The sequence below is a fragment of the Bacteroides sp. PHL 2737 genome (genome assembly GCF_004115325.2).
Lineage (GTDB): Bacteria > Bacteroidota > Bacteroidia > Bacteroidales > Bacteroidaceae > Bacteroides > Bacteroides hominis.
In genome coordinates, this window is the sequence record NZ_CP040630.1 from 4,457,141 (window position 1) to 4,469,809 (window position 12,669).

The window sequence follows — 12,669 nt, forward strand, 5'->3', positions numbered from 1 at the left end:
ATAAAAACTAAGATATGTATGCTATCGATATTATTAGAGAAGATTTTTAATTAAAAAGTTATAATTCGCATGTGGTGGTAAGCAGGTCTGTTGTGTATTTAGTTTTAGATAACACAAAATAGATTTAAGAAATGGATAAAAACAGCAAGGAAATAGATCTGATCAAAAAACTATTATCAGATCGATTAGACAAAAAAGGACGTAAAAAGCTCTATCATTCGAATTTGATAAAGAAACAAATGAGAAAACAATGGAATGAAAACAAAAATAATCCGGTAGATACAGAGATTGGAAATCAGATATGGAATAAGATCGAGAACAGATGCAAAAAAGTTCACAAAAGAATAGTTCCTTTAGAACTTATCCAATCAATATATGTTGCTATTATTTTATTTATATAATAAGTGGATACATTATTCTATTAAGCCCATATAATAAGACAATACAGCCATCATAACATAATATCAATTAAACAAAATATGTTATTTTTTAATATTCTTGTAGAAACTGCATCTATTTAGAACAAAAAGATTACTTTTGCACCTCTAATTACTAAAACAGATGCAAGAGAAAGAAACAGTCAGGAAATTAAAGCATGGCGATCAGGAAGCATTTGCTTTTTTATACAATCATTACTGGAAACAGGTCTATAATTTCACAAAGCTTTATTTCACCGCTTCAATGGACATTGAGGAGATTGTGCAGGAAGTATTTGTGAAAGTATGGGAATCTCACCATTTTTTAAATGAAAACAAAAGTTTTGAGGGCTATCTCTTTATCATAACCCGGAATGTTATATTCAATCATTCACGCAGATACTATAAAGAAACAGCCCTCAAAATAACTGCGATACAAGCAGTCGAGGAATCTTATGATATGGAAGGAGAACTGGATGCCGCTGACTTAAAGAAATACATCGATGAACTTGTCATGCAACTTCCTCCCCGCCAACAAGAAGTATTCCGTATGAGCAGGGAGCTGCACATGAGCAACAAAGAAATAGCAGAACATTTTTCTATTACCGAAAAAGCAATAGAGCGGCATATTAACCTGGCTCTGAGATTTCTAAAAAAGAATCTTAATCTATTCATGCTGTTCATGGGAGCGTGACTAAAATCGGGATTCCATTATTTTATCTGCCACCCGCCTCCCAGTGCCTTATACACCTGTACCACAGCAATCAGTTCATCCCGCATCGCATTGCTAAGTCCGATCTGGGCATCGAAATATCCACGCTGGGCATCGAGTACATCGAGATAATTCGTCACTCCATTGATATATTGCAATTGCGCCAGATCTACGTAACTCTTAGCCGAACGTTCCAATTTGGCACGAAGATCATATACTTCCTTGATTTTATTAAAGTTCACAATCGCGTTTCGAGTCTCTTTGAAAGCGGTCAGGACAGACTTTTCGTAGCTGTGCACTTCAGCCTCGTAAGCAGCTTTCTTAGCTTTGAGGGCAGCACGATTTTTACCCCAGCCAAAAATTGGTGTAAGCAAAGCACCCTCCATTATACTATAAGGCGACTTCAACAGCTCGGAAAGTGCAGTGCTCTCCGATCCTACCCTGCCGGTAAGTGAAATGCGTGGAAACATATTTGTATAGGCCACCCCTACCCGGGCATTGGCGGCAATCAATTTCTGTTCAGCCTGACGAATGTCAGGACGGCGTTCAAGCAGTCCTGAAGGCAAACCGACAGGTAATTCCTGCGGAAAATTGAACTCCTGCAACAAGCGGCTACGTGTAATCTTATTGGGATACTCACCGGCAAGGAAAGCTATATCATTCTCTTTCAACGAGATTTTACGCTCCAGATCGGGTACCAACGTAGCAGTACGTGCCAACTCTACCTGCGACTGGCGATAAGAAGTCTCGGAGGTCAATCCCCCTTCAAAGCGGATACGGGCAAGGCGCATCCCCTCTTCACGTGCCTTCAACGTTTGACGGACAATGTCCAGTTCGGTATCAAGAGCCACCAGTTCATAGTACGCCTGAGCCACTTCAGCTACAATAGTCATCCGAAGAGCGCGTTGTGCCTCAACGGACTGAAGATACTCGGCAATGCTGGCAGAACGTGCCCAACGAAGATTTCCCCAGAGGTCGAGCTCCCAGGAGAAAAGAAGTTGCGCCTCGAAAGTATCTCTACGTTTGAAAGCATCTCCACCATGGTTTTCGTTTTCCCGTTCAGCAGTCACCGTACCTTTAATGTCCGGCAACAGATTTGCTGTCGAAATACGTTTTTGAGCTGCCATTTCCTTGACACGGGCAGCGGCTATCAACATATCTTTATTATGCTCCAGTGCCCGGTCTATCAGACTCCGGAGGGTACTGTCAGTATAAATCTGCCACCATTCCCTATCTCCGAAGCTCAGGGTATCCTGATGCTGTGCCAGACTATCGGGCAAGTTAAGGTCGGGACGGACATAACTTTTTCCTATCTTGCAAGAACCCAAGGTAAATGCAGTTAGTAAGAGAGTAATATATAAATAGCTTCTTTTCATAATTCAATCAATTTTCTTTTTAGACTTGAACGGTAACTTCACGTTCACATTCGGCACATTTCTCAGTTTTGCTTTTGTTTTATAGACCAGTACGAAGAAGAACGGAACAAGGATAATGCCCACTACAATAGCAAAAATCATTCCGAAGAATACTCCCGTGCCGATGGCCGCACGGCTTGCCGAACCGGGACCGGTTGCCAACACCATCGGAAGCATACCCAGTACAAACGCGAGCGAAGTCATCAAGATGGGGCGGAAACGCAATTGTGCCGCATGGATGGCTGATTGCACCAGATCACCTCCCCGGTCCACCTGCACTTTCGCAAACTCTACAATCAGGATGGCGTTCTTGGCCGCCAATCCGACAAGCATCACCAATCCGATCTGGAAATAGACATCATTTTCCAGTCCGCAAATCCATACCCCCAGATAAGCCCCCAGAGCGGCTACCGGCAGCGAAAGCAATACGGCAATGGGCACTGTCCAGCTTTCATACTGTGCAGCCAGGAAGAGGAATACAAAAAGGAACACTAATGCCAGTACCAATCCGGTCTGCCCACCTGCCTTTTTCTCTTGATAAGAGAGACCACTCCATTCCAAGCCAATATTATCAGGCAGATGGTCACGTGCAATCTGCTCCATAATCTCCATAGCCTGACCGGAACTATAGCCCTGCGCCGCCTCACCACGAAAAACAGCAGTGGTAAACATATTAAAACGTTTAATGCTACCCGGGCCGGTGGTATACGATGCGTTACCCAGAGAAGTCAGCGGGATCATCGCTCCATTAGAGGCCTTCACAAAAAACAGGTTGATATTGTCTTTATGTTCCCTATAGGGTGCTTCAGCCTGAATGTATACCTTATAAATACGGTTGAACATATTGAAGTCGTTCACATAGACCGATCCCGTATAGGCTTTCATGGTTGAGAAAACATCCGCCAGAGGCACACCAAGCATCTTCACTTTATCGCGGTCTACATCGAAGTAGAGTTGTGGGATATCCGACTGAAGTGAAGAGGAAAGTCCTGTCAGTTCCTTGCGTTGGGAAGCGTAATACATCAAAGTATCCGCCGCCTGCACCAAATTATCGAAAGTAGCTTCACCACGCGCTTCGAGTTGCATTTCGAACCCACCCGAGGTTCCCAAACCGGGAATGACAGGAGGAGTGGAGAGATAAACCTTACATTCCGGATACTCACTCAGATCGCGACGAACGTTTGTCATAATCTCGTCTATCGAAGTATTCTTGCGGTCTTCCCACGGCTTCAAAATTACGGTTAACTCACTCCGTGCCTGGTTGCTGCCCACACGGGGACTGCTTCCGGTCACATTCTGTACATACGCTATATACGGATTCTTTTCCAGATAAGTGATGGCACGATCCGTTACCTCCCGGGTACGCTCCAGCGTAGCCCCTTCGGGCAACTCCAATTCTATCTTGAAATAGCCTTGGTCTTCCACCGGAAGGAAACTTGTCGGAATCAGACGGTGAATCAACAGAATACCGATCAGTACTACCCCGAAACCGGCCAATACACGACGCGGATTACCAATTACCCGGCGGATAGCGACTACATACTTATGATTGCCCACGTTCAACCAGTGGTTGATTTTGCGGAAAACAATGTTCTTCTTTTTACCGTTATCCGGTTTCAGAATCAACGAACACATGACCGGACTCAGCGTCAACGCCACTACAGTAGAAATCAGTACGGATACAGCAATGGTAATAGTGAACTGACGGTAAAGCTGCCCCGTAATACCGCTGAGGAAGCTCACCGGAACAAACACCGCACAAAGCACCAGAGAAGTGGCAATCAACGCACCCGCCAATCCGTTCATGGCTTTCTTCGTAGCTTCGTACGGTGAAAGTTTCTCTTCCTCCATAATACGCTCCACGTTTTCCACCACGACAATGGCATCATCCACTACAATACCGATAGCAAGAATCAGCCCCAACAATGTCAATATATTCAGCGAAAAGCCAAAGATCAACATGAAACCGAACGTACCGATCAATGAAATAGGAACGGCAACTATCGGGATCAACGTAGCCCGCCAGCTCTGCAAAGAGAGATAAACGACGAGCACCACAAGAACCAGCGCCTCAAACAGGGTTTTGTATACTTCATGAATGGACTCGGAAATATAAGTCGTCATATCGAATGGCACCTCATAGCTCAACCCCTCCGGGAAGTTCTTGCTGATTTCATCCATCGCTTCCTTGACACTTTTTGCAACTTCCATCGCGTTAGCGCCCGGAAGCATATAAATGCCCAGAACGGCAGCATTCTTGCCATTGATCCCACTCTCCGTACTGTATGAAGAAGCTTCGAGAGAAACCCGTGCCACGTCACGCAAACGGATGATAGAACCATTCGTATTGGCACGGATCACAATGTTCTCAAATTGCTCTACAGTAGAAAGGCGTCCTTGTGTAGTGATAGGAATCGTTACATCGAGTCCCTTCACCGGCTGCTGACCAAGTACACCTGCAGCCGACTCACGGTTCTGATCTTTCAGCGCATTCTGTAAATCCTGTACAGTCAGTCCGAAGTTTGCCAGTTTATCCGGTTCCGCCCATATCTGCATGGCATAGTAACGGCTACCGATATTCGAAACACGTCCTACTCCCGGAATACGACGGATTACATCGAGTACATTGATCGTGGCAAAGTTACTCAAATAAATTTCGTCGAACTTCGGATCAGACGACATCAGCGTAAGGGTCATCAACTGGCTGGGTGCCTGCTTCTCTACGGAGATACCGTTCTGAATAACTTCAGCTGGCAAACGGCTTTCCGCCAGTTTCACACGGTTCTGGATTTCTACGGCCGCCAAATCCGGATCGGCAGAAACATCAAAAGTAACCGTTGCCGAAAATCCTCCGGAATTGGAACTGTTCGACTCCATATAAAGCATACCCGGTGTTCCGTTAATCTCCTGCTCGATAGGAGTTGCCACTGCCTGTGAAACCGTCAATGCGCTGGCTCCCGGATAAGAAGCACTGATCTTCACTACCGGAGGAGTGATCTGAGGATACTGGTCGACAGGCAACATGGTCAGACCAATGATGCCGATAATGACAATCAGTATCGAGATAACGATCGAGAAAACAGGTCTATCTATAAAAAAACTAACTTTCATATTCTATAAGGCCTCACCCCACCCCTCTCCCAACGAGAGGGAGGAAGAGTTTCTTTTAAATTATACGTTCTTATTTATCTCAGGAAAGGAGTCATTCGCTCTCCTTTTTCTCGGTTAGTGACTGAGGTAAAGTAGCCCTCACCTTCATTCCCGGCGTCAGTTTGTGATATCCTTCTATTACCACTTCTTCGCCTGCAGCCAATCCTCTCTCCACTACAAGTTTATTGCCAAATTCAGGTCCCAGCTCTATAAATCGTTTCTCTACCGTTGAATCTCTGCGCATGGTATAGATATAGGCTCCACCCTTCTCGATAGTTACCGCCTTGTGCGGCACCACAATCGCTCCTTCGCGTACATCCAGCAACAGCTTTACCTTTGTGAACTGTCCCGGAAGCAACACCTGCTTCGGATTCGGCATCTCTGCCCGGACTGAAAAAGTACCTGTCTGGGGATCTACCTGAGGTTCGGCAAAATCCACATATCCCTTGTAAGGATACACCGTATTGTCCGCCAATGTAATAGTGATGTTCGGCTGCCAGGAACGAGAAGAGTCCTGTTGCCCGATATTAATATTGCGTTCTTTGCTCTTCAAATAATCCAGAGCAGTCATACTGAAATCTACCAGTACAGTGTCACTTTTCACAACTGTAGCCAACAGCGATTTACCACCCGGTCCCACCAGAGTTCCCAAGTCCACGTTACGCTCACTGATATGACCCGACAGCGGAGAACGAACCAATGTATAACCCAGTTCCAACTCGGCCTGTGCCAGATCTGCCTCGCTCATAGCGACGGTCGCCACCGCACTTTCATAAGCTGCCTCCGCATTATCCAGATCCAACTGACTGGCCGCATTTTGCGCATACAACGGCTTGATACGTTCCAAATCCCGTTTTGCCTTCAATGCTTGTGCTTCATCTTTTTTCAATTGTGCCCGTGCCTTATCTGCTTTGGCACGATACTGATCCTGATTGATCACAAACAGCACCTGATTTTTATTCACATACGTTCCTTCGGCAAAAAGCATACTTTCCAGATATCCTTCCACCCGCGCCCGAACTTCGACAAACTGTTGTGCACGTATACGCCCCACATACTCTCCGAAAATCTCTACATTGTCCCTTTCTGCCGGTTCTACAATCACAGTAGGTATCTCCGGCTTTGCTTTATGTGGCCGCGTCAGAACCCAGTAAATGCCTACCACCAAAGCCAAACAGACGATGCCCACTATTGTTCTTTTTCTCCTTAGTTTCAGCTCTTTTCTCGTTAAAAATAGTCTCATGCTTGTTTGTATTATTAAAATTAACTTATCCTTTCTTAGCTACTTTACAAATCAGATACCAAACTATGTCCCGAATATATCTTTTTAACTAAAAAGCTCTCTCCAATGCCCTGAAGAAGCTGTTTTAGTGATCTTCCGAACATAACTGCCGTTTATCCAAAGTGTGGAATTGTGTCCCTGATTGGGGAATTATTCCACAAAAGGGTCACAAAGATAATTCTTTTCTGCATAAGTTCCATAACTTGCACTTTTAGTGTCATTCACTACTTACTTACCAAATAATAATATAAATTTGTAGTGCATTCATAAAAATAACACTATAATGAAAAAACATTTGTCACTGATATTAGTTCTGTTACCGGCTTTTTTTCTGGCATTGCCCGCTATGGCACAGCAACGTAAAAAAGTCGGAGTGGTACTCAGCGGAGGAGGTGCGAAAGGGGTAGCACATATCCAGGCTCTGAAAGTCATTGAAGAAGCCGGCATCCCAATCGATTATATAGTAGGCACCAGTATGGGATCCATAATCGGTGGATTATACTCCATCGGATATACTCCGCATCAACTGGACAGTATGGTACGCAAACAAGACTGGATGTTTTTACTCAGTGATCGTGTAAAGCGTAGTGCCATGTCACTCAACGAACGCGAAAAATCAGAAAAATATGTCTTTTCATTCCCCTTTACCAAAAGCCCCAAAGACGCCGTTTCCGGTGGAATCATAAAGGGACAGAATCTGGCCAACCTATTTACGGAACTGACAGTAGGCTATCATGATTCCGTTGATTTCAACAAACTGCCTATCCCCTTTGCGTGCGTATCACAAAACATCGTAAATGGCGAACAGATTGTATTCTACAATGGAGTGCTTGCCACAGCAATGCGAGCCAGCATGGCGATTCCCGGAGTGTTCACACCTGTGCGCAAGGATAGCATGATTCTGATTGACGGCGGCATGATTAACAATTATCCCGTAGATGTAGCCAAATCGATGGGCGCCGATGTTATCATCGGTGTAGATGTGCAAAACAACTTGAAAGGGATCGACAAACTTAACAGTGCTCCGGACATACTCTCCCAAATCATTGACCTGACGACCAAAAACAATCATCAAAAAAATATCAGCCTGACCGATACCTATATAAAGGTGAACGTTGAGGGATATTCTTCGGCCAGTTTTACCCCTTCGGCCATTGATTCTCTGATGCACCGAGGAGAAGAGGCAGCTCGTAAGCAATGGAACTCCCTGCTCGCTCTTAAAAAGAAAATCGGTATTGCAGACACTTTCAAACCCGAGTCACATGGTCCTTATACCTTATTTTCAAGCACCCGGACTTTGCCAGTGAAGGAAATTACTTTCTCTGATGTAGAAGAAAACGACAAGAAGTGGTTAATGAAAAAATGCAAACTGCAAGAAAACAGTGAAATCAGCATGCGACAGATTGAACAAGCACTATTCATTCTGCGCGGGAACCAATCTTACTCAAACGCCAGTTACACGTTAACCAATACCCCTGAAGGCTATAATTTAACCTTCCTGTTAGAGAAAAAGTATGAGAAAACTATCAATGTAGGTCTCCGCTTCGACTCGGAAGAGATAGCTTCGCTATTGATAAATGCCACAGCACAATTAAAGACCCACATTCCTTCCAAAGTTTCTGTTACCGGACGACTGGGCAAACGATACATGGCCCGGGTAGATTATACCCTGGAACCCATGCAACAAAGAAACATCAATTTCTCGTACATGTTCCAGTACAATGACATCAACATTTATGATCATGGCGACCGTGCCTACAACACAACTTATAAATATCATCTGGGTGAATTCGGATTTTCGGATGTGTGGTATAAAAATCTCCGGTTTGGATTCGGCGCACGAATCGAGTATTTCAAATACAAAGATTTCCTTTTCAAGAAACCGGAATTTACAATGGATGTCAACTCCGAATACTTCATCAGTTATTTTGCGCAGTTACGTTACAACACCTTCGACAAAGGATACTTCCCATCCAAAGGCAGCAACTTCTCCGGTGCTTATTCATTGTATACGGACAACTTCGCCCGATATAACGGACATGCCCCCTTCTCCGCACTCAGTGCCTCCTGGGAAAGTGTGTTCTCTGTCAGCAACCGTCTGGCCCTGATCCCGGCTATTTACGGCAGAGTACTGATCGGGCAGGAAATTCCTTATGCCTACGAGAATGCGTTGGGAAGTGACGTGTTCGGACGTTATTTGCCCCAGCAACTCCCGTTCGCCGGAATTTACAATATAGAATTAACGCACAATTCCGTTGCCGTGGCTTCTCTAAAGCTGCGCCAACGCATGGGGAGCAAACATTATATAACGTTAGCCGGAAACTTTGCCTTGAGTGACGATAATTTTTTCAAGATCCTGAAGGGCAACCGGATTTACGGTTGTAGCATCGGATATGGCTTGGACAGCATGTTCGGTCCATTAGAAGCATCATTGGGGTACTCCAACCAATCCAAAGACGTAGGATTTTACGTAAACCTGGGATTTTCTTTCTGACAATACCAACCTCTTTCTTCCGGCAGGGGGTGTAGCCCCACGAGGTAAAGGGTGTAGCCCTCCCGCCAATAGGGTGTAGCCCCGGCATACGGATGGCTACACCCTCTGCTAAAATGCGCCTGTAACCACCAAACAACAAGACAGACATAGCACGGAATTATTTAATTATTTCAAATTTATTACTCAGAACCGAAGAAAGTCGTTATCTTTACCGAAAATATTTTCTATATACTCACATAAAACATTTAGAATTATGGCAAAGAGAAGAGAACTTAAAAAGAACGTAAACTATATCGCAGGTGAATTATTTTCAGAGTGTTTGATCAACAGCATGTTCGTACCGGGTACAGATAAAGCAAAAGCTGACGAACTGATGGCGGAAATCCTGAAAATGCAGGATGAATTTATCAGCCGTATCAGCCACACCGAACCGGGAAATGTGAAAGGATTCTACAAAAAATTCCGTGTAGACTTCAATGCAAAAGTAAACGAAATCATTGACGCCATCGCGAAACTGAACTAAGAATGAAAAAAGCAATATATAGCTTTATTTACTATCGCCTGCTGGGATGGAAGATGAACGTGACAGTACCCAAATATGATAAATGTGTAGTTTGCGCAGCTCCCCATACCACTAATTTAGATTTGTTTATTGGTAAACTATTTTACGGTGCCATGGGAGGAAAGACCAGTTTCATGATGAAAAAAGAATGGTTCTTTTTTCCTTTAGGGCTGCTTTTCAGAGCTGTAGGAGGTATTCCTGTAGATCGTAGTCGCAAGACCTCATTGGTAGAGCAAATGGTTCATCACTTCAATACCAGCAAAAAGTTTCACCTCGCTATTACTCCCGAAGGAACGCGTAAACGCAACCCCAACTGGAAAAAAGGTTTCTATTACATTGCGCTCAAAGCACAGGTACCCATTGTCCTGGTCGGCATCGACTATACAACCAAGACCATTACGTCGACTAAAGCAGTCATGCCAAGTGGAGATATTGACAAGGACATGCGTGAAATAAAACTTTATTTCAAAAATTTCAAAGGGAAACACCCCGAAAACTTCTCCATTGGAGACGTTGAATGATTTATGAAAATCTCGATTGTACAAACAGATATTATCTGGGAAAATAAACAGGAAAATCTCCGTTTGCTCCGCGAAAAGCTACTTCCTCTTCGCGGAACAACGGAGATTGTTGTTTTACCGGAGATGTTCACAACGGGATTCAGCATGAACAGCCGAACATTGGCCGAACCGATTTCCGGTTTCACCATCCGGACCCTCAAAGGGTATGTCGCAGAGTTTCAGTTCGCATTGGTCGGAAGTTTCATCTGCGAAGAAGCAGGTGCTTATTATAACCGGGCCTTTCTGATTACTCCGGACGGTCAGGATTTTTACTATGACAAACGCCATCTCTTCCGCATGGGATGCGAAACTGAACACTTTTCGGCAGGCAACCGGAGGGTGATCGTCCCCTATCGGGGCTGGAATATCTGCCTTCAGGTCTGTTATGATCTTCGCTTTCCTGTCTGGAGCCGGAATATAAACAACGAATACGACCTTCTTATTTACATAGCCAATTGGCCTACTCCACGCATCCATGCATGGAATACACTACTTTGCGCACGCGCTATCGAAAACCAATGTTACGTATGCGGTGTGAACCGTACAGGACGAGACGGCAACGGACTTCACTATCCGGGATATTCAGCCTTGTATAGTCCTAAAGGCGAGATCCTGACAGGGACTCCCGACTCAGAAGAAAAGATACAAACCATCGAACTTGATATAGAAACTCTCACTGCCTTTCGCCATAAATTCCCCAGCTGGAAAGACGCAGACTCTTTTCTCCTTTATTAAATCTACAGGACATAATTTCCGCATTTAATAAAAATATCTCTTGAATTATAGTATATAAATGCAAAAAAGTATCTAATTTTGCCAGACAATCAATTTATTGTACCAAAAAACAAACCCTAATTTAACTCATAACACGAATGTTAACCCAATTAATTAACGCACGTATACTCACCCCCCAAGGATGGATGAAAGACGGTTCCGTGCTTATCAGAGACAATAAGATTTTAGAAGTCACAAACTGCGATCTGGCCGTTATCGGAGCTGAACTTATTGACGTCAAAGGTATGTATGTAGTTCCCGGTGGGGTAGAAATCCACGTGCATGGTGGTGGAGGCCGCGACTTTATGGAATGTACGGAAGATGCCTTCCGGGCAGCGGTCCATACTCACATGAAACATGGCACTACAAGTATCTTTCCTACACTTTCATCATCTACAGTCCCCATGATCCAGCAAGCTGCTGAAACCTGCACCAAACTGATGGAAGAGAAAAACAGCCCTATTCTGGGACTGCACCTTGAAGGTCATTACCTGAACATGAAAATGGCAGGAGGACAAATTCCCGAGAACATCAAGAACCCTGATCCGAATGAATATATTCCGATCGTAGAACAGTATCATTGCATCAAGCGCTGGGACGCCGCTCCGGAACTTCCGGGAGCTATGCAGTTCGGAAAATATATTGCTGCCAAAGGTATTCTCCCTTCCGTGGCACATACACAAGCCGAATTTGAAGACATCCGTACGGCATATGAAGCCGGATATACCCATGCCACCCACTTCTACAATGCAATGCCCGGTTTCCACAAGCGCAGAGAATACAAGTATGAAGGTACAGTCGAAAGTATTTATCTGTTGGATGATATGACCGTAGAAGTAGTAGCCGATGGAATCCATGTACCTCCTACTATCCTGAGACTTGTATATAAAATAAAAGGTGTAGAAAGAACCTGCCTGATTACAGATGCCCTTGCTTGCGCCGACAGTGACAGCAAAGAAGCTTTCGACCCGCGTGTTATTATCGAAGACGGAGTATGTAAGTTGGCCGACCATTCTGCTTTGGCAGGAAGTATTGCCACAATGGACCGCCTGATTCGTACCGTCGTACAGAAAGCAGAAATTCCATTGGAAGACGCAGTCCGTATGGCTTCCGAAACCCCGGCACGTATCATGGGTGTATACGACCGTAAGGGTTCCTTGCAAAAAGGCAAAGATGCCGATATCCTGGTACTCGATGAGGACCTCAACGTAAGAGCCGTATGGGCCATGGGTAAGCTGGTGCCTGAAACCAATACGCTGTTTTAATCGAATAGACGTTTTTTGAACATAAACGGTGAACAATGA

General features: G+C 44.6%; 10 protein-coding genes. 7 read left to right on the plus strand and 3 right to left on the minus strand.

What is annotated here, in order from left to right:
• Window positions 1-131: 131 nt before the first annotated feature.
• Complete coding sequence (locus tag DBK98_RS18530; RefSeq protein ID WP_032535793.1) at window positions 132-401, plus strand: hypothetical protein; 270 nt, start codon at window positions 132-134, stop codon at window positions 399-401.
• Window positions 402-561: 160 nt separating this feature from the next.
• On the plus strand, window positions 562-1,110 hold the full coding sequence (locus DBK98_RS18535) for an RNA polymerase sigma-70 factor (RefSeq protein WP_005807341.1): 549 nt from the start codon (window positions 562-564) through the stop codon (window positions 1,108-1,110).
• A gap of 17 nt (window positions 1,111-1,127) precedes the next feature.
• Here the strand turns inward: DBK98_RS18535 and DBK98_RS18540 are convergent, their stop codons facing one another.
• From DBK98_RS18540 to DBK98_RS18550, 3 genes are all read right to left on the minus strand, one after another.
• A complete protein-coding gene (locus DBK98_RS18540) occupies window positions 1,128-2,504 on the minus strand; it encodes an efflux transporter outer membrane subunit (protein WP_005807343.1) in 1,377 nt (458 codons plus the stop codon).
• A gap of 3 nt (window positions 2,505-2,507) precedes the next feature.
• Window positions 2,508-5,654: an efflux RND transporter permease subunit gene (locus DBK98_RS18545; RefSeq protein WP_005780162.1), complete on the minus strand. Its 3,147-nt coding sequence runs from the start codon at window positions 5,652-5,654 to the stop codon at window positions 2,508-2,510.
• Window positions 5,655-5,745: 91 nt separating this feature from the next.
• Complete coding sequence (locus DBK98_RS18550; RefSeq protein WP_005780164.1) at window positions 5,746-6,936, minus strand: efflux RND transporter periplasmic adaptor subunit; 1,191 nt, start codon at window positions 6,934-6,936, stop codon at window positions 5,746-5,748.
• A gap of 322 nt (window positions 6,937-7,258) precedes the next feature.
• On the opposite strand from DBK98_RS18550, the gene DBK98_RS18555 reads away from it, so the two are divergent.
• The 5 genes from DBK98_RS18555 to nagA all read left to right on the plus strand — a co-directional run bounded on the left by DBK98_RS18555 (window position 7,259) and on the right by nagA (window position 12,630).
• A complete protein-coding gene (locus DBK98_RS18555; RefSeq protein WP_032535792.1) occupies window positions 7,259-9,469 on the plus strand; it encodes a patatin-like phospholipase family protein in 2,211 nt (736 codons plus the stop codon).
• A 253-nt stretch (window positions 9,470-9,722) separates the two neighbouring features.
• Window positions 9,723-9,992 carry a hypothetical protein gene (locus tag DBK98_RS18560; protein ID WP_005780168.1) on the plus strand — a complete coding sequence of 90 codons (270 nt, stop codon included), beginning with the start codon at window positions 9,723-9,725 and terminating at the stop codon, window positions 9,990-9,992.
• A gap of 2 nt (window positions 9,993-9,994) precedes the next feature.
• On the plus strand, window positions 9,995-10,552 hold the full coding sequence (locus DBK98_RS18565) for a 1-acyl-sn-glycerol-3-phosphate acyltransferase (protein ID WP_032535791.1): 558 nt from the start codon (window positions 9,995-9,997) through the stop codon (window positions 10,550-10,552).
• Window positions 10,553-10,555: 3 nt separating this feature from the next.
• Complete coding sequence (locus DBK98_RS18570; protein ID WP_032535790.1) at window positions 10,556-11,326, plus strand: amidohydrolase; 771 nt, start codon at window positions 10,556-10,558, stop codon at window positions 11,324-11,326.
• Between the two features lie 137 nt (window positions 11,327-11,463).
• On the plus strand, window positions 11,464-12,630 hold the full coding sequence (gene nagA / locus DBK98_RS18575) for an N-acetylglucosamine-6-phosphate deacetylase (RefSeq protein ID WP_005780176.1): 1,167 nt from the start codon (window positions 11,464-11,466) through the stop codon (window positions 12,628-12,630).
• The last annotated feature ends 39 nt before the right edge of the window (window positions 12,631-12,669 follow it).